General features: G+C 70.2%; 18 protein-coding genes. 7 read left to right on the forward strand and 11 right to left on the reverse strand.

Annotation, left to right across the window (positions count from 1 at the left end):
- Positions 1 to 73: 73 nt before the first annotated feature.
- On the forward strand, positions 74 to 1,504 hold the full coding sequence (pyk, locus tag ABS735_RS29685) for a pyruvate kinase (RefSeq protein WP_373902354.1): 1,431 nt from the start codon (positions 74 to 76) through the stop codon (positions 1,502 to 1,504).
- 108 nt (positions 1,505 to 1,612) lie between these two features.
- Here the strand turns inward: pyk and ABS735_RS29690 are convergent, their stop codons facing one another.
- The 4 genes from ABS735_RS29690 to ABS735_RS29705 form a co-directional block, all read right to left on the reverse strand.
- Positions 1,613 to 3,013, reverse strand: coding sequence for a hypothetical protein (locus ABS735_RS29690; RefSeq protein WP_373902355.1), 1,401 nt, complete (start codon positions 3,011 to 3,013; stop codon positions 1,613 to 1,615).
- Positions 3,003 to 3,656 (reverse strand): DUF6114 domain-containing protein, encoded by a 654-nt coding sequence (locus tag ABS735_RS29695; protein ID WP_373902356.1) that lies wholly within the window; start codon positions 3,654 to 3,656, stop codon positions 3,003 to 3,005. The genes ABS735_RS29690 and ABS735_RS29695 overlap by 11 nt, the downstream gene beginning before the upstream one ends.
- A 117-nt stretch (positions 3,657 to 3,773) precedes the next feature.
- A complete protein-coding gene (locus tag ABS735_RS29700) occupies positions 3,774 to 4,406 on the reverse strand; it encodes a DUF6230 family protein (RefSeq protein WP_123626280.1) in 633 nt (210 codons plus the stop codon).
- Positions 4,407 to 5,033: 627 nt separating this feature from the next.
- Entirely contained in the window at positions 5,034 to 6,011 is a 978-nt protein-coding gene (locus tag ABS735_RS29705; protein ID WP_373902357.1) for a tetratricopeptide repeat protein, read from the reverse strand.
- Positions 6,012 to 6,264: 253 nt separating this feature from the next.
- On the opposite strand from ABS735_RS29705, the gene ABS735_RS29710 reads away from it, so the two are divergent.
- Positions 6,265 to 6,906 carry a TetR/AcrR family transcriptional regulator gene (locus ABS735_RS29710; protein ID WP_373902358.1) on the forward strand — a complete coding sequence of 214 codons (642 nt, stop codon included), beginning with the start codon at positions 6,265 to 6,267 and terminating at the stop codon, positions 6,904 to 6,906.
- Positions 6,907 to 6,964: 58 nt separating this feature from the next.
- On the opposite strand, the gene ABS735_RS29715 is transcribed toward ABS735_RS29710, so the two are convergent.
- On the reverse strand, positions 6,965 to 8,665 hold the full coding sequence (locus tag ABS735_RS29715; RefSeq protein ID WP_373902359.1) for an acyl-CoA mutase large subunit family protein: 1,701 nt from the start codon (positions 8,663 to 8,665) through the stop codon (positions 6,965 to 6,967).
- Between the two features lie 95 nt (positions 8,666 to 8,760).
- Here ABS735_RS29715 and ABS735_RS29720 point away from each other — a divergent pair, with 95 nt between their 5' ends.
- Positions 8,761 to 9,108, forward strand: coding sequence for a DUF3817 domain-containing protein (locus ABS735_RS29720; protein ID WP_373902360.1), 348 nt, complete (start codon positions 8,761 to 8,763; stop codon positions 9,106 to 9,108).
- 30 nt (positions 9,109 to 9,138) lie between these two features.
- On the opposite strand, the gene ABS735_RS29725 is transcribed toward ABS735_RS29720, so the two are convergent.
- The 4 genes from ABS735_RS29725 to ABS735_RS29740 form a co-directional block, all read right to left on the reverse strand.
- Positions 9,139 to 9,615 carry a hypothetical protein gene (locus ABS735_RS29725; protein WP_373902361.1) on the reverse strand — a complete coding sequence of 159 codons (477 nt, stop codon included), beginning with the start codon at positions 9,613 to 9,615 and terminating at the stop codon, positions 9,139 to 9,141.
- 158 nt (positions 9,616 to 9,773) lie between these two features.
- Positions 9,774 to 10,283 carry a MarR family winged helix-turn-helix transcriptional regulator gene (locus tag ABS735_RS29730; RefSeq protein ID WP_373902362.1) on the reverse strand — a complete coding sequence of 170 codons (510 nt, stop codon included), beginning with the start codon at positions 10,281 to 10,283 and terminating at the stop codon, positions 9,774 to 9,776.
- Positions 10,284 to 10,371: 88 nt separating this feature from the next.
- Positions 10,372 to 10,665, reverse strand: a complete 294-nt coding sequence (locus ABS735_RS29735) for an MTH1187 family thiamine-binding protein (RefSeq protein WP_043383196.1) — start codon at positions 10,663 to 10,665, stop codon at positions 10,372 to 10,374.
- Complete coding sequence (locus ABS735_RS29740) at positions 10,662 to 11,006, reverse strand: DUF3817 domain-containing protein (RefSeq protein ID WP_003973588.1); 345 nt, start codon at positions 11,004 to 11,006, stop codon at positions 10,662 to 10,664. Before ABS735_RS29740 ends, ABS735_RS29735 begins: the two co-directional genes overlap by 4 nt.
- 194 nt (positions 11,007 to 11,200) lie before the next feature.
- Here ABS735_RS29740 and ABS735_RS29745 point away from each other — a divergent pair, with 194 nt between their 5' ends.
- The 4 genes from ABS735_RS29745 to ABS735_RS29760 all read left to right on the forward strand — a co-directional run bounded on the left by ABS735_RS29745 (position 11,201) and on the right by ABS735_RS29760 (position 13,836).
- Positions 11,201 to 11,833, forward strand: a complete 633-nt coding sequence (locus ABS735_RS29745; RefSeq protein WP_373902363.1) for an AIM24 family protein — start codon at positions 11,201 to 11,203, stop codon at positions 11,831 to 11,833.
- Between the two features lies 1 nt (position 11,834).
- Positions 11,835 to 12,485: an AIM24 family protein gene (locus ABS735_RS29750; RefSeq protein WP_373902763.1), complete on the forward strand. Its 651-nt coding sequence runs from the start codon at positions 11,835 to 11,837 to the stop codon at positions 12,483 to 12,485.
- Positions 12,482 to 13,258, forward strand: a complete 777-nt coding sequence (locus ABS735_RS29755) for an AIM24 family protein (protein ID WP_373902364.1) — start codon at positions 12,482 to 12,484, stop codon at positions 13,256 to 13,258. Before ABS735_RS29750 ends, ABS735_RS29755 begins: the two co-directional genes overlap by 4 nt.
- 101 nt (positions 13,259 to 13,359) lie before the next feature.
- On the forward strand, positions 13,360 to 13,836 hold the full coding sequence (locus ABS735_RS29760) for a MarR family winged helix-turn-helix transcriptional regulator (protein ID WP_109033473.1): 477 nt from the start codon (positions 13,360 to 13,362) through the stop codon (positions 13,834 to 13,836).
- 31 nt (positions 13,837 to 13,867) lie between these two features.
- On the opposite strand, the gene ABS735_RS29765 is transcribed toward ABS735_RS29760, so the two are convergent.
- Positions 13,868 to 15,292: a sensor histidine kinase gene (locus ABS735_RS29765; protein ID WP_373902365.1), complete on the reverse strand. Its 1,425-nt coding sequence runs from the start codon at positions 15,290 to 15,292 to the stop codon at positions 13,868 to 13,870.
- Positions 15,289 to 15,957 (reverse strand): response regulator transcription factor, encoded by a 669-nt coding sequence (locus ABS735_RS29770; RefSeq protein ID WP_373902366.1) that lies wholly within the window; start codon positions 15,955 to 15,957, stop codon positions 15,289 to 15,291. The genes ABS735_RS29765 and ABS735_RS29770 overlap by 4 nt, the downstream gene beginning before the upstream one ends.
- Between the last annotated feature and the right edge of the window lie 18 nt (positions 15,958 to 15,975).

Raw genomic sequence — 15,975 nt, forward strand, 5'->3', positions numbered from 1 at the left:
GCGGCATCCCGCCCTTTTGTACTTTCCGCCAGACGGAATATTCCGCAGCGAAACAAACCGATAGGATCGCCCCATGCGCCGTTCGAAAATCGTCTGTACTCTCGGCCCCGCGGTCGACTCCCACGAGCAGCTCGTCACGCTGATCGAAGCCGGCATGAACGTGGCCCGCTTCAACTTCAGCCACGGCACCCACGCCGAGCACCAGGGGCGTTACGACCGGGTGCGGGCCGCCGCCAAGGAGACCGGCAGGGCCATCGGTGTCCTCGCCGACCTGCAGGGCCCGAAGATCCGCCTGGAGACCTTCGCGGAGGGTCCCGTCGAGCTGGTGCGCGGTGACGAGTTCACCATCACCACCGAGGACGTCCCGGGCGACAGGACGATCTGCGGCACGACGTACAAGGGCCTGCCCGGTGACGTCACCAAGGGCGACCAGGTGCTCATCAACGACGGCAACGTCGAGCTGAAGGTCACCGAGGTCGAGGGCCCCCGGGTGAAGACGATCGTCATCGAGGGCGGCGTCATCTCCGACCACAAGGGCATCAACCTGCCCGGCACCGCGGTGAACGTCCCCGCGCTGTCCGAGAAGGACGTCGAGGACCTGCGGTTCGCGCTGCGCATGGGCTGCGACCTGGTCGCCCTCTCCTTCGTCCGGGACGCCAAGGACGTGGCCGACGTGCACCGCGTCATGGACGAGGAGGGCCGCCGCGTCCCGGTGATCGCCAAGGTGGAGAAGCCGCAGGCGGTCGACAACATGGAGGACGTCGTGCTGGCGTTCGACGGTGTGATGGTCGCCCGTGGCGACCTGGCCGTCGAGTACCCGCTCGAGAAGGTCCCCATGGTGCAGAAGCGCCTGATCGAGCTGTGCCGGCGCAACGCCAAGCCGGTGATCGTGGCGACCCAGATGATGGAGTCGATGATCACCAACTCCCGTCCGACCCGTGCCGAGGCCTCCGACGTGGCCAACGCGATCCTGGACGGCGCGGACGCGGTCATGCTCTCCGCCGAGTCCAGCGTGGGCGCGTACCCGATCGAGACCGTCAAGACGATGTCGAAGATCGTCACCGCCGCCGAGCAGGAGCTGCTCTCCAAGGGCCTCCAGCCGCTGGTGCCGGGCAAGAAGCCGCGCACGCAGGGCGGTTCGGTGGCCCGTGCCGCCGCCGAGATCGCCGACTTCCTGGGCGGCAAGGGCCTGGTGGCCTTCACCCAGTCCGGTGACACGGCCCGCCGGCTCTCCCGCTACCGCGCCTGCCAGCCGGTCCTGGCCTTCACCACCGACGAGTCCACCCGCAACCAGCTGGCGCTCAGCTGGGGCGTGGAGCCGCACGTGGTGCCGTTCGTGAACAGCACCGACGAGATGGTCGACCTGGTGGACCAGGAGACGATGCGCCTGGGCCGGTTCAACGACGGCGACATCGTCGTGATCACCGCCGGTTCGCCCCCCGGCGTGCCCGGCACCACCAACATGGTCCGGGTGCACCACCTGGGCGAGACGCGGCGCGGCTGACGGCGCCCGCGGCCCCTGTAGGGCTCCCGTACGGCGCTGAGGGCGCCCCCTGCGACCAGGGGGCGCCCTCAGGCGTTGTGCGGCTCCCGACGGGGTGCGCGGGCGCGCTCAGTCGGTCGTGTACTGGTGCAGTCCCGGGATGTGGAGCGTGCCGCCGAACTGGCCGGCCTGGACGACCGTCACCTTGGTGAAGTAGATGAGCGGGATGTCCAGCGGCGGCGGGTTCTCCGGGTCGAAGGTGATCGGGATCAGCCCGAGCAGGTTGCCCGAGATGCTCTCGGTGTACATCACCGTGTCGCCGTCGCGGATCGTGGACGTGGAGCCCTCGGCCGCCTGCACGTGGTAGGTCTTGCCGGCCTGCTCGTCCTTCACCGTCTGGTGCAGGTCGCCGATGTCGGTGCCGTCGGAGATGACGTACTTCAGCACCTTCTTGGTGGTGCCGTTGGCCGTCTTCACCTCGACGACGCCCTTGTAGGAGGCGCCCTTCAGCAGCAGCGAGCTGGCGTTGAGGTACCACGGGTCGTCGGGCAGCGGCACCTTGTTGTCGACGCCGCCCTCCTCGTCGGTGGCGGCCGGGCAGTCGTCCACGTCCGTGCCGGCGCTCGCGGAGGCGCTGGGGGTGGGCGTGGCGGTGGCGGCGTCCTCCGTCGCCTTCGCCGCGTCCTCCTTCGCCTTCTCGGCCGCCTCCTTGGCCGCCTCGGCCGCCTTGTCCACCGACTTCCCGGTGTCCTCGACCGCCTTCGACGCCGTGTCGGTCACGCCCTCGACGGTGTCCTTCGCGGCGTCGGTGACCTTCTCGGTCGTGTCCTGCAACGCGCCGGACGCGCCGGACGCGCTCTCGGACGCCGAGGGGGTCGGCGTGGGACTCGGGCTCTCCTCGGCCTTCTTGCCGCCGGTGAAGATGCCCTCGAGGGTGTCGCCGAGGCCCTCCAGCAGACCGCCCTCGGTCTCTGACTCGGAGGGGGACGGCGCGGCGGTCGAGCCGGACGCCTCCTCGCTCTGCGACGCGGAGGGGCTCGGGTCGGGGGCGGCCTGCTCGTCCTTGGCGCCCTCGTCGTCGGAACCTGAATCCGACGAAGAGGAGTCGCCCTTGTCCGTGCCGGCGTCCGCGCCCGTGTCCTTGCCGGACTCCCCGGTGGTGGCCGAGGGGTCGGGCTCCTTGGTGTCGTCCTTGCCCTCGTCGGCCCCGTCGGTCGCCGAGGGCGAGGGCGTGGGCGACTCGGACGGGTCCTTCTCGGCGTCCTCGAGGGCCGCCACGCAGTCCTTGTACTCGTCGGCCGTCAGGCTGTTGGAGGGCGGCGCCGCGTCGTTGCCGTCGGCGATGGCGAGCGTCGGCGTGAACCCCATCCCCATGAGCACCGCCGTAGGCATCGCCGCGATGGCTATCGCCTTGCCGGCCGGCATCTGGAACCTGGTGAACAACGGCTTCTTGGGTGCCGCGTGGCGCGGCCCGGTTCTCACACGGGACGACTCCACGTCAGTCCCGCGGGTCACCTCGTCAGCCGGCACTGTGCCTCCCGTTCGCCCCGTTGGCCGGGCTCGTTCCTGACAGATCGTGCGCCCCCGGTGCCATGAAGGCCTGGGAGGGCTCCCCGTCGTCCATCCCGCCCCGCGGCCCCGGCACCGTGGGGTCGGTCGCCCGGGTCCCGGGCTCCGGGAAGCCGGGGAACGCGGTGTCGTCGGCCGCGCTGCCGGGGACCACGCCCTCGGGCGCGCCGTTCGTACCCTTGCCCTCCAGCGGCGGCTCGGCCCGCGGCGGCTCGCCCGGCACCCACGACACGGCCATGGCCCCGCCGATCAGCGCGAGCAGGAAGCCGATGAGGAAGCCGCCGAGGTTGGACACGGGGATGGACACCAGCGCCAGCAGGATCGCCGCGACGCCCGCGAAGACCCGGACGTGCTTCTGGAACCACAGGCTGACGCCCAGGACGACCAGCAGCACGCCGATGATCAGGGACCCGGCGCCCGCGGTGGTGGACATCGCCAGCGTCAGGTGACCGATCTGGAGGTTCGCGTACGGGAAGTAGGCGATGGGGAGTCCGCCGAGCGCGACGAACAGTCCGGCCCAGAACGGCCGCGCGCCTCGCCAGGCACGGAACTGCAGCTTCCGGCGGGTGAACTGGCCGGCTGCGGCAGGAGTCTCGGCGCTCATGGAAAACAGCTCCCTGGTACGGCTTTGCTGTGGTGGAGATGTGGTCCGCGCGTGAAGGCGCGGCCGGAGAGTGGACGGGCGGGGGCGCCACCGGCTCCCCCGCCCGTCAGCGAGTGCTTAGTAGCACTCCTTGACACCCTTGGACAGCGACATCTTCAGACCGCTGAGCTTGAAGGTTCCGGCGGTGGTCGCCCACGCCGTCTGCTTCACACCGGTCAGCGTGGCCGAGTCGGCCTGCTGCGCGAACCCGTACGGGTTCGTGGTGTCGCCCTTCTTGATGCCGGGACCCTTGTTGGCGTCCTTGGCGGCCACACCGATGTCGATGCCGCGGAACGTGGCATCGGCCTCGAGGTCCTCGACGTCGATGTACAGGTTCTCCGCCTTGACCGGGGTGTCGCCACCGCCGGCCTTCAGCATGAGGCTGACCGAACCGATCAGCGGGATGTCCGGGGTGACCACGGACTGGCACATGTTCTTGATCTGCGCGGACTTGAACGCCGAGACCGCGACGGGGTGAGCCGTCTTCTCGCCCTTCAGCGTGTAGCCCGAGTCGATCGCGCCGTACTGCATAAAGCCCGTGCCGTCGAGCCGGTCCGCCGTCACCTTGAACGACTGACCCGACACGCTGAACGACGCGGCGAGAGCGCCCTGCGCGAGCGCGACGCCTATCGCAGCCGTGGCGGCGACGCTGGGCACCATCACCACAGCGAACCGCTTCCATCTGGTCCCGCCACGCACCTGGGACTCCATATTTCCTCCTTCTCGGACGTACATCTCCTGGCCTCGGCCGGCCTCCGGTTCGGGGGCACGGTCTGGCAGGGATGGGAGAAGTGCTACGTCCTCGGGAAGGAGAGCGCCCGCACTCGGCGGCACGTACAACGCGCCCGAATAACCGGCGATCACCCCCGAGCGACAACCACTGGTCGCGCCTGACACGCATCACGCACAACCCTGCTGGACAGGCTTCGCCGGATGAGCGAAGACCCCCCTGCCCAAGGGCCGGCATCACTGCCGCCGGCCCTGCTCGGTGGGGACCCAGGAACCCCCGCCACCCGACCGGCTGTCGGGGTACGGGAATGGACCGAGCGTCGCCGATCGTGGTGCATTCTCGCCGTCGACACAAGGGGGTTCGTTACTGGCTAGTAGCGGGCGTGTGACCGCGGGACGACACACCGGCCCCGAACGGCGACGCTGGGTGTGCCATCAGGACGGAACAAAACTATTGATCGATGGACAGAGTCCGACAGATCGACGCTGCCGACTTACTGGCAGTAACAGCGGCCGCGATTACCAAGTTTTGGTAAAGCGCGGCCGCAGTGACGCCACTTCGACAGCTCCTTCACACGCGCAACACGTCGACGGCGTTTAAAACGCCGACTAGAACAGGGCGCGGGCGAGCGCCCGGCGCGCCGCGGTCACCCGCGGGTCGTCGGCACCGACCACCTCGAACAGCTCGAGCAGCCGCAGCCGTACGGCGTCCCGGTCGTCGCCCGCCGTGACGCGCACCGTGTCGATGAGGCGCCCGAAGGCGTCCTCCACGTGACCGCCCACCAGGTCCAGGTCGGCGGCGGCGATCTGCGCCTGGGCGTCGCCCGGCTTGTCGGCCGCGTCCTGACGGACCTTCTGCGGATCGGCGTTCTGCACCCGCTGGAGCAACTCGGCCTGGGCCAGGCCCAGTTTGGCCTCCGTGTTGCCCGGCTCCTCGGCCAGCACGTTCTTGTACGCCTGGACGGCACCGCCCAGGTCGCCCGCGTCCAGCGCCCGCACGGCGGCCTCCAGCGCCGCGTCGTGCGGCCCCGCCGGGCGCTCGGGGGCGGCGGGCCGCTCGGCGCCCGGCTCCGCCTCGGGATCGACGACGAGACCGGTCAGGCCGAAGCGCTCCTCGCCGACCTGCACCAGCTGGTCCAGGGTCTGGCGGATCTGCGCCTCACCGGCGGCCCCCTGGAAGAGCGGCAGCGCCTGTCCGGCGACGACCGCGAACACGGCCGGGATCCCCTGGACGCCGAACTGCTGCATCAGCATCTGGTTGGCGTCGACGTCGATCTTGGCGAGGAGGAAGCGTCCGTTGTACTCGACGGCGAGCCGCTCCAGAACCGGGCTCAACTGCTTGCAGGGCTCGCACCACTCGGCCCAGAAGTCGATGACGACCGGGACCTCGGTGGACCGCTGCAGGACATCGCTCTCGAAGCCGGCCTCGTCGACGTCGATCACGAGGTCGGCAGGGGAGACGGCACCCGTCCCGCCCTGGCGGGCCGCCTCGGCGCGCGCCTGCTCCGCCTTCGCCTTGGCCTCCTGGGCCTGCTTCACCGCGGCGAGGTCGACGACCCCGCTCATGGACATGTTCCGTGGCTGCATGGGTCTATCCTCCCCCGTACGGCGCGCGCGTGTGAAAAGCGGGTCGAAAGCCCGCCCGGATGTGTGCTGTTCGGCGTGTGCACTGCTCGGCGCCGGGTCCCCACCCCACGCCCGTGGTCGTCGCTGGGGCGCGGGCGGACCCGCGCTTTCGCTACGCGTCGTAGCGTAATGCCAGGAGGGCCGGTCGCAACACCCCGCCCCGGTGATCTGTCTCACGACGGAGCGTGTGTTACCCGCCGGTTAAGGTCGGGGGATGCAGAGCAGCAGCCCCGCCGGCCGTGCCGGACGCCCGCGCAGTGCCGCGGCGGACACCGCGATCCTGGCCGCGACGCGGGCCGCCCTGGTGGACCTCGGCTGGTCGAAGCTCACCCTGGGAGACGTCGCCACGCGGGCCGGGGTTGCCAAGACGACGCTCTACCGCCGCTGGGCGGGCAAGAACGAACTGGTCGTGGACGCGGTGGCGGAGCTCTTCGACGAGCTCGAACTGCCCGACCGCGGCTCCCTCGCCGCCGACATCGAGGGCGTGGTGCTCCAGTTCGCGGCGATCCTGGCCCGTCCGGAGGCCAGGAGCGGCCTGATGGCGGTGGTCGCGGAGTCCACCCGGGACGAGGCGCTGCGCGAGCGCATCCGCACGTCGATCGTCGAGCGGCAGAAGCGCCTGGTCCTGGAGGGCAGGGCGCGGGCCCAGGCCCGGGGGGAGCTGCCGCCGGAGCCGGACGCCGCGGAGGCGGCCCGCACCGCGGACCTGATCTTCGACATGGTCGCGGGAGCGGTGGTGCACCGCACGCTGGTCAGCGCGGAGGCCGCGAACGAGGAGTGGGTACGCGGTCTGACGCAGGTACTGCTGTGGGGCTTGGCTTCGCAGCCGACCGAGTCGGGTGGTGGGTGGGCATAGGCCCGGGGGTCCAGGGGGGGCGGAGCCCCCTGGAGACGCCCACCAGGACACGCTGCGCCTAAAACCCCGCAGGCTCCGTGTACACCCCCCACTCGTCGCGAAGCACTCCGCAGATCTCGCCCAGCGTCGCCTCCGCGCGCACCGCGTCCAGCATCGGCTCGATCATGTTGCCGCCGGAGCGGGCCGCGGCCAGCATGGCGTCCAGGGCACCGCGCACCGCCGCGTCGTCGCGGGCGGCCTTGCGCTCGCCCAGGACCCGCACCTGCTCGCGCTCGACCTCGTGGCTGACCCGCAGGATCTCCAGGTCGCCGGTGACGGAGCCGGTGTGGACGTTGACGCCGACCACCTTCTTGTCGTCCTTCTCCAGAGCCTGCTGGTAGCGGAAGGCCGACTCGGCGATCTCCCCGGTGAACCAGCCGTCCTCGATGCCGCGCAGGAGACCGGAGGTGATCGGCCCGACGGGGTGCTGCCCGTCGGGATGGGCCCGCAGCCCCCGCTCCTTGATCTGCTCGAAGATCTTCTCGGCATCGGCCTCGATCCGGTCGGTCAGCTGCTCGACGAACCAGGAACCGCCCAGCGGGTCGGCGACGTTGGCGACACCGGTCTCCTCCATCAGCACCTGCTGGGTGCGCAGGGCGATCTCGGCGGCCTGTTCGCTGGGCAGCGCGAGGGTCTCGTCGAGCGCGTTGGTGTGCAGGGAGTTGGTCCCGCCGAGCACCGCCGCGAGCGCCTCCACCGCCGTACGGACCACGTTGTTGTACGGCTGCTGCGCGGTCAGCGAGACACCGGCCGTCTGGGTGTGGAACCGCAGCCACTGCGCCCTGTCGGTCTGCGCCCCGTACACGTCGCGCATCCAGCGGGCCCAGATCCTGCGCGCCGCGCGGAACTTGGCGATCTCCTCGAAGAAGTCGAGGTGCGCGTCGAAGAAGAAGGAGAGGCCGGGCGCGAAGACGTCGACGTCCAGACCGCGGGACAGCCCCAGCTCCACGTACCCGAAGCCGTCCGCCAGGGTGTACGCCAGCTCCTGTGCGGCCGTCGCCCCGGCCTCGCGGATGTGGTACCCGGAGACGGAGAGCGGCTTGTAGGCGGGGATGCCGGCCGCGCAGTACTCCATGAGGTCGCCGATGAGCCGCAGGTGGGGCTCGGGCTGGAAGAGCCACTCCTTCTGGGCGATGTACTCCTTGAAGATGTCGGTCTGCAGCGTGCCGTTGAGCACGGACGCGTCGACACCCTGGCGTTCGGCTGCGACCAGGTACATGCAGAACACGGGCACGGCGGGCCCGCTGATCGTCATGGAGGTCGTCACGTCCCCGAGCGGGATGTCCTTGAACAGCACCTCCATGTCGGCGGCCGAGTCGATGGCCACCCCGCAGTGCCCGACCTCGCCGAGCGAGCGCGGGTCGTCGGAGTCGCGGCCCATCAGCGTCGGCATGTCGAACGCGACGGACAGGCCGCCTCCCCCGTTCCGGAGGATCATCTTGTAGCGCTCGTTGGTCTGCTCGGCGTTGCCGAACCCGGCGAACTGCCGGATGGTCCACGTACGCCCCCGGTACCCGGTCGGATACAGGCCGCGGGTGAAGGGGTACTCACCCGGCCAGCCGATCCGCTCGAAGCCCTCGTACTCGTCCCCGGGCCGGGGCCCGTACACCGGCTCCACGGGGTCGCCGGAGAGCGTGGTGAAGTCCGCGTCGCGCTTGCGCGCCGCGTCGTACCGGGCCTGCCAGCGAAGACGGCCCTCTTGAATGGCGTCAGCGTCCATGCTCTCGAATTTACTAGGACGCCCTAGTAAATGACAGTGGGGCTGGTCAGGACGTGCGCGTCAGGGGCGGCAGCGCACCAGCTACGCTGACAGCCATGAAGAAGAGCGTTTTGACCCGCTACCGGGTGATGGCCTACGTCACGGCCGTGCTGCTGGTCGTCCTGACCGTGGGCGTCATCGGCAAGCGCCTGCTGGACCTGGACGGGTTCGACAGCCTGGTCACGGTGGTCGGCATCGCACACGGCTGGCTGTACGTGCTCTACCTGGTCTTCGCCTTCGACCTGGGCAACAAGGCGAAGATGCCGGTGATGCGCCTTCTGTGGGTGCTCCTGGCCGGCACCATCCCGACAGCCGCCTTCTTCGTCGAGCGCCGCGTGACCCGCGAGGTGCAGCCGCTCATCACGGCCGACCGGCAGCCCAGCCCTGCCGCCGCGAGCTCATGACCCCGTGACCGCGAGCCGGGTGGTTCACGGTCACTTGGTGATGTAGTGACACTGCACGGCACGCAACTTGCCGTTGACATGGAACTTCGCGCACGCCTTGCCGTACGTGGGCAGCGTCTGCGGAGCCACGTGACGCATCGGGTTCCCCTTGCACTCCGTATGCGTCGCCCCACGCGAGGTCCGGTAGGTCCTGTTGTCCGTGTCCGCGTAGGAGAAGTCGATCCTCCAGTTGCAGAACTTGGAGAAGGTGGCCGCGAGACCGGCACAGTCGACGCCCGCGAACTGTGACGTGATCCGCTTTCCCGACCCCTCGATGGTGTGGGTCAGAAAGCAACCGACGGGGACCCTGATGCCCGCACCACGCAGGTCGTAGTCGAAGGTGCCGAGGGCCGTGCTCCCCGTGGCACTGGCGTGCACCGGGCCCGACGCGCCGAACACGAGGGCGACGCCCGCCACGGCGGCCGTCCCGGCCGTCACCATGCCACGCACGAACTTTCGAACACTCATCGGCAGACTTCCCATCGCGAACGGCCCCGGAAGAGTGGTCGACCCGATCGGCGACCGCTGCAAGGATCGCAGCGACGACGGCACGGGTAAGCGTTTCTGCAGCTCAGCGGCGACTTTCTCACCACTACGAGGGAGCATCGCCCGATGCGCTGACGCGCTCAGTCCTCCTTGAAGTCCCCCGCGGCGACCCGCAGCGGCCTGAGCATCGCGAAGATCTCGCCGCACTCCTCGGCGTCGTACGCGCCCAGGCCGAAGTCCATCGCCATCAGGTCGCGGGTGGCCGCCTCGACGACCTCGCGGCCCTTGTCGGTGATGGTGGCCAGCGTGCCGCGGCCGTCGTTGGGGTTGGGGCGCTTGGCCACCAGGCCGGACCGCACCAGCCGGTCGACGGTGTTCGTCACGGAGGTGGGGTGCACCATCAGGCGTTCGCCGATCTTGGACATCGGCAGCTCACCCGACTTGGAGAAGGTGAGCAGCACCAGCGCCTCGTACCGCGCGAACGTCAGCCCGTACGGCTTGACCACGGCGTCGACCTCTGCCAGCAGGATCTGCTGGGCCCGCATGATGGAGGTGATCGCGGCCATGGACGGCACACCGCCCCAGCGCTGCGCCCAGAGTTCGTCGGCTCGGGCGATGGGATCGAAGGAGAGACTGAGGGGCTTCGGCACGCCCACAGACCTTACCGGCAGGTCACATGCCGGTCAGCCCCGTCTCGCCTTTCGATACCACCGCCCGCGCCGGGCGCTCACCGTGCGCTCATTCGGCGAGGTGGCGCTCGACCGTCTCGACCTTCGACGTGAGGCCGTCCGTCACGCCGGGGCGGATGTCGGCCTTGAGGACCAGGGAGACCCGCGGCGCGCGTGCCTCGACGGCGGCGACGGCCCGCCGGACGACGTCCATGACCTCGTCCCACTCGCCCTCGACGGACGTGAACATCGCGTCGGTGCGGTTCGGCAGCCCGGACTCGCGGACCACCCGGACGGCGTCGGCGACGTACTCCCCCACGTCCTCGCCGACGCCGAGCGGTGTCACGGAGAAGGCGACGATCATGCGTTGACGATCCCTTCCTGGCGGGCGCGGGAGGCGATGACCGCGCTCTCGGCCTCGCGCTTGAGCTTGCGCTCGGCGAAGAAGCCGCCGGTCGGCAGGACCGAGAGGACGAAGTAGAGGGCGGCGGTCTTCAGCGGCCACTTGGCGCGGTTCCAGGCGTCCGCCCAGAAGATCACGTACAGCACGAAGAGGACACCGTGGATCATGCCCATCGCCGGCACCGCGTTGAAGTCGGTGGTCCGCTTCAGCACGGAGCAGACGAGCAGGAGGAGGAACGAGATCGCCTCGGGGGCCGAGACCAGGCGGAGGCGGCGGAGGGCAGTGGCGGTCTTGAGGTCCACGGGTCACCTTCGGGAGGGAGAGAGTGGGAGGGAGTCGCTGACGGCGCAGGTGGCGTGCGCTCCGCCTTGTGAACGGAAGCACAATCGTTCGCCCATTGTGGCAAACAATGCCCCAAGGGATGGACTCAGGGTCGTTCTCCACCCGTGGGCCCTGTTCTGTCCACCCGTGGCGGGGCTACTTTCGCACCGTGGCGATGTTCCGACTTCAAGGCAGCAAGGTCCTCGCCGTCGACATGACCGGAGACGCCGTGAAGGCGAAGAACGGCTCGATGGTCGCGTACGACGGGGAGATGGCCTTCAAGAAGCTGAGCGGCGGCGGTGAGGGCATCCGGGGGATGGTGACCCGGCGGATCACCGGCGAGCAGATGACGGTGATGGAGGTGAAGGGGCAGGGCACCTGCTGGTTCGCGGACCGGGCCTCGGAGATCAACCTCGTGGCCCTCCAGGGCGACAAGCTGTACGTCGAGTCGAGCAACTTCCTGGCGGCCGACGCCGGGCTGCGGACCGGCACGAGCTTCACGGGCACGCGCGGCGCCTCCCAGGGCAACGGGCTGTTCACCACGACGATCGAGGGGCACGGCCAGGCGGCGATCATGTCCGACGGTCCCGCGGTGGTGCTGCGGGTCAGCGCGCAGTACCCGCTGACCGTCGACCCGGGGGCGTACGTCGCGCACCAGGGGAACCTGCGGCAGTCCTTCCAGTCGGGCGCGACCTTCCGCACGCTGTTCGGGGAGGGCGGCGGGGAGGCCTTCCAGATCCGCTTCGAGGGCGACGGACTGGTGTACGTGCAGCCGAGCGAGCGGAACACGATCGCGGGGGATGTCTGAGATGGCCTTCGAGGAGATCAATTCCAAGATGGTCCGGGCGACCGTCGCGCCCGGGCAGCGGCTGTTCAGTCAGCGCGGGGCCATGCTCGCCTACCAGGGCGAGGTGTCCTTCACCCCCAACCTCCGGGGCGGTCAGGGCGGGGTCATGTCGATGATCGGGCGCCGGGTGGCGAACGAGGACACGCCGCTGATGACCGTGGAGGGCAGCGGCACCGTGTTCTTCGGGCACGGCGGCCACCACGTCCAGGTGATCAACCTCTCGGGCGACACCCTGTACGTGGAGGCGGACCGCCTCCTCGCCTTCGAGGGCACCCTGGAGCAGAGCACCGTGTTCCTCGGCTCGCAGGGCGGGGTCATGGGCATGGTGCGGGGCCAGGTGAGCGGGCAGGGGCTGTTCACCACGTCCCTCAAGGGACACGGCTCGGTGGCGGTGATGGCCCACGGGGGCGTCTTCGAGGTGCCCGTCACCCCGCAGCGGCCGGTGCGCGTGGACCCGCAGGCCTACGTCGCCCACCACGGCGACGTGCGCAACAAGCTGTCCACGGCCCTGGGCTGGCGGGACATGGTGGGACGCGGCTCCGGCGAGGCGTTCCAGCTGGAGCTGAGCGGCAGCGGCACGGTGTTCGTCCAGGCGTCCGAGGAGAAGCTTTGAGCACGGTCCACCACGACCCGGCGACGCTGCCGGCCGACGACAACGTCAACGCGTACACCTTCTGCGTGGAGCTCAAGGGGAGCCAGTGGTTCCTGCAGAAGGGGAAGATGATCGCCTACTACGGGACGATCGACTTCAACGGGATCGGGCACGGCCGGCTGGACCGTCTGGTGCGGACTTCGTTCCATTCGCCTCTGCACGCCAGTGACTGGGTCGTGGCGGAGGGCTCGGGCAAGATGCTCCTCGCCGACCGGGCCTTCGACGTGAATTCGTACGACCTGGAGGACGGCAATCTGACCATTCGCTCGGGCAACTTGCTCGCTTTTCAGCCAAGCCTCGCGCTCAAGCAGTCGATCGTGCCGGGCTTTCTGACGCTGATCGGAACCGGAAAGTTCGTGGCCGCGTCCAACGGTCCGGTGGTGTTCATGGAACCGCCGATCCGGGTCGACCCGCAGGCCCTGGTCGGCTGGGCCGACTGCCCGTCTCCGTGCCACCACTACGACCACGGGTACATGACCGGCCTACTGGGCGGTCTACGTGCGATGACGGGGCTCGGCGGGGCCTCCGGGGAGGAGCACCAGTTCGAGTTCGTGGGGGCCGGCACGGTGCTGCTCCAGTCGAGCGAGGCGCTGATGGCGGAGCAGGCCGTGGGGACTCCTCCGCAGCAGGCGGGGGTGCCCGGCGGCGGGCCCTCGGGGGCGCCGGGAGGCCGCTCGGGGGTATCGGGACTTCCCGGACAGCTGGGGGACCTCCAGCGCCGCTTCGGGCTGTGAGCGGTAATCTGCGGAGTGTGACATCGAACGCGTGCGCACCGTCACCGTCACGGAAAACCCCTCACTAGTTCGCCTTTCAACCTTTTAGGTAGACTTCATTCATGGAGACCGAGACGGCCACTCGCTGGCTGACCGATACGGAGCAGTGTGCTTGGCGCACCCACCTGGAGGTCAACAGGCTGTTGACGCACCAGCTCGAGAAGGACCTGCAGCCGTTCGGCCTGACAATGAACGACTACGAGATTCTGGTGAACCTCTCCGAGTCGGAGGGCGACAGAATGCGGATGAGCGACCTGGCCACCGCCACGATGCAGTCCAAGAGCCGCCTCTCCCACCAGATCACCCGCATGGAGAGCGCGAACCTGGTCCGGCGGGAGAACTGCGAGTCCGACCGCCGGGGGCTCTTCGCCGTCCTCACCGAGCACGGCATGGAGACGATGCGGAAGGTCGCACCGCACCACGTGGCCTCCGTCCGCAGGCACTTCATCGACCTGCTGGCCCCGGAGGACCTGACGGAGCTGGACAAGGCGCTCAAGCCCATCGCGGAACACCTGCGCGGGCAGCGGGGACGTCCCTGATCACGTACCCCAGGGCCAGGGCCGCACAGGCCTAGGCACCCGGCAGGCGGAGCTCGAACAGGGCGCCGCCTGCCGGTGCGTCGTGCACCGTGAGCGTGCCGCCGTGCCGTACGGCGACGTCGCGGGCGATGGCCAGGCCGAGACCGGCCCCGCCGTCGTCGCGGCTGCGGGCGTCGTCGAGCCGTACGAACCGCTCGAAGATCCGCTCCCGGTCGGCCGCCGGCACGCCCTCGCCGTCGTCGGCCACGGCGACCACCGCCGCCTCCCCGTCCCGCCGCACGGACACCTCCACCGCCGAGCGGGCGTGCCGCTGGGCGTTGTCCAGCAGATTGGCCAGCACCCGCCCCAGCTGCCCGCGCGATCCGGCCACATTCACCGCGGCGTCGCCCCGCACGCTCACCCCCCTCCGGCCCTCGGCCGCCTCCCGCGCGAGCGCCGCGAGGTCGACCCGGGCGTCGGCGGGCCGCTCCCCCGCGTCCAGCCTGGCCAGCAGCAGCAGGTCGGCGGCGAGCCGCTGGAGCCGTACGGTGTCCTCCACGGCGCCGTCGAGATCCAGCAGCTCCGGGTGGGCGGCGGCCACCTCCAGCTGGGTGCGCAGCGAGGCGATCGGGCTGCGCAGCTCGTGCGAGGCGTCGGCGACGAACCGGCGCTGCCGCTCCACCGAGGACTCCAGCGCGGCCAGCGTCTCGTTGGTGGTCGAGGCGAGCCTGGCCACCTCGTCGTGGGTGCCCGGCACCGGGACGCGGCGGGCCAGGTCCTCGCTGGCGGTGATCGCGGCCATCTCGCGCCGGATGCCCTCCACCGGGCGCAGCGCACGCCGGGTGACCAGCCAGGTCACCCACGCGACGACCGCGAGCAGCAGCGGGAAGCCGATCAGCATGACGGTCAGCGCGGTGTTCACGGCGCCGTGTTCGGCGGAGAGCGGCGCACCGGCGTAGACGGTGAGGTGGTCTCCGCGCCGGGTCTCCACGGGGACGGCGGCGAAGCGGTAGTCCTCCGTGTCACCGTCGATCGTCGCCGTGCCGTCGCTGACGGTGGTCCGCTCGCCGATCTCGCCGGCTTCGAGCGCCTCGCCGGAGTCGTCATCGTCGTCGGCATCGTCATCGGCGGCGTCCTCCCCGCTCGGGGAGGCGGTCGGCTGCGGCTTCACCGCGTCGACGCCGGTGCCGGTGATCCGCTCCAGGTCCTCACTGGCGGCGACGAGCACGCCCTCCTCGTCCACGATCTGCACCGGGCGGTCGTCCACGTCCAGGTTGAGCTCGGTGTACCGCGTCCCGACGGCCAGCTCGGTCGCCACGTCGCGGGCGGAGCGCTCCGCCTGGGTGCCCGCCTCGCCGAGCAGGTTGGAGCGCAGGGACAGCAGGACGGCGGTACCGGCCGCGACGAGGGCGACGGCGACCACGAGGGTGGCGGCGAGCGTGGCGCGGGCCCGCACCGAGCCGAAGAGGCGGCTCATCGCCCGGTCTCCAGCCGGTAGCCGGCGCCGCGCACGGTCCGGATGAGCCCGGCGCGCAGCTTGCGCCTGAGCGCGCTGACGTACACCTCGACGATGTTGGGGTCGCCGTCGTAGGCGAAGTCCCAGACGTGTTCCAGGATCTCCGCCTTGGACACGACCTGTCCGGCCCGCACCACGAGCTGCTCCAGGACGGCGAACTCCTTGGTGGTGAGGGTGACCTCGTCCTCGCCGAGGAACACCCGGCGGGCGGCGGTGTCGACCCTGAGGTCGCCGTGGACGTGCACGGGCGAGGCACCGGGACCCTGCGCCCGCCGCCGCAGCAGGGCCTTCACGCGGGCGACGAGGACGACGTACGAGAAGGGCTTGGTGAGGTAGTCGTCCGCGCCCGTGTCCAGGCCCTCGGCCTCGTCGTACTCGCCGTCCTTGGCGGTGAGCATCAGGATCGGTACGTCGTGCCCGGCGGCGCGCAGGGCGGCGCAGACCCGGTAGCCGTTGAGGCCGGGCAGCATGATGTCGAGGATGACGAGGTCGTACACGCCCTCGCCCGCCCGGTGCAGTCCCTCCAGGCCGTCGTGGACGACGTCCACGGCGTATCCCTCCGCGGTGAGGCCCTTGGCGAGCGACACCGCGAGACGCTTCTCGTCCTCCACGATCAACAGGCGCATGGGTAAAGAGTGGCAAAG

The sequence above is a fragment of the Streptomyces sp. MMCC 100 genome (assembly GCF_041538145.2).
In the GTDB taxonomy this organism is placed as follows: Bacteria; Actinomycetota; Actinomycetes; order Streptomycetales; family Streptomycetaceae; genus Streptomyces.

Excerpts from the sequence above, each read along its gene's own strand:
- ABS735_RS29760 (WP_109033473.1), top strand. The coding sequence starts at position 13,360 with ATGGAGACCGAGACGGCCACTCGCTGGCTGACCGATACGGAGCAGTGT.
- ABS735_RS29710 (WP_373902358.1), top strand. The coding sequence starts at position 6,265 with ATGCAGAGCAGCAGCCCCGCCGGCCGTGCCGGACGCCCGCGCAGTGCC.
- ABS735_RS29765 (WP_373902365.1), bottom strand. The coding sequence starts at position 15,292 with ATGAGCCGCCTCTTCGGCTCGGTGCGGGCCCGCGCCACGCTCGCCGCC.
- ABS735_RS29745 (WP_373902363.1), top strand. The coding sequence starts at position 11,201 with ATGTTCCGACTTCAAGGCAGCAAGGTCCTCGCCGTCGACATGACCGGA.
- ABS735_RS29725 (WP_373902361.1), bottom strand. The coding sequence starts at position 9,615 with ATGAGTGTTCGAAAGTTCGTGCGTGGCATGGTGACGGCCGGGACGGCC.
- ABS735_RS29715 (WP_373902359.1), bottom strand. The coding sequence starts at position 8,665 with ATGGACGCTGACGCCATTCAAGAGGGCCGTCTTCGCTGGCAGGCCCGG.
- pyk (WP_373902354.1), top strand. The coding sequence starts at position 74 with ATGCGCCGTTCGAAAATCGTCTGTACTCTCGGCCCCGCGGTCGACTCC.
- ABS735_RS29735 (WP_043383196.1), bottom strand. The coding sequence starts at position 10,665 with ATGATCGTCGCCTTCTCCGTGACACCGCTCGGCGTCGGCGAGGACGTG.
- ABS735_RS29720 (WP_373902360.1), top strand. The coding sequence starts at position 8,761 with ATGAAGAAGAGCGTTTTGACCCGCTACCGGGTGATGGCCTACGTCACG.
- ABS735_RS29695 (WP_373902356.1), bottom strand. The coding sequence starts at position 3,656 with ATGAGCGCCGAGACTCCTGCCGCAGCCGGCCAGTTCACCCGCCGGAAG.
- ABS735_RS29770 (WP_373902366.1), bottom strand. The coding sequence starts at position 15,957 with ATGCGCCTGTTGATCGTGGAGGACGAGAAGCGTCTCGCGGTGTCGCTC.
- ABS735_RS29750 (WP_373902763.1), top strand. The coding sequence starts at position 11,835 with ATGGCCTTCGAGGAGATCAATTCCAAGATGGTCCGGGCGACCGTCGCG.
- ABS735_RS29705 (WP_373902357.1), bottom strand. The coding sequence starts at position 6,011 with ATGCAGCCACGGAACATGTCCATGAGCGGGGTCGTCGACCTCGCCGCG.
- ABS735_RS29700 (WP_123626280.1), bottom strand. The coding sequence starts at position 4,406 with ATGGAGTCCCAGGTGCGTGGCGGGACCAGATGGAAGCGGTTCGCTGTG.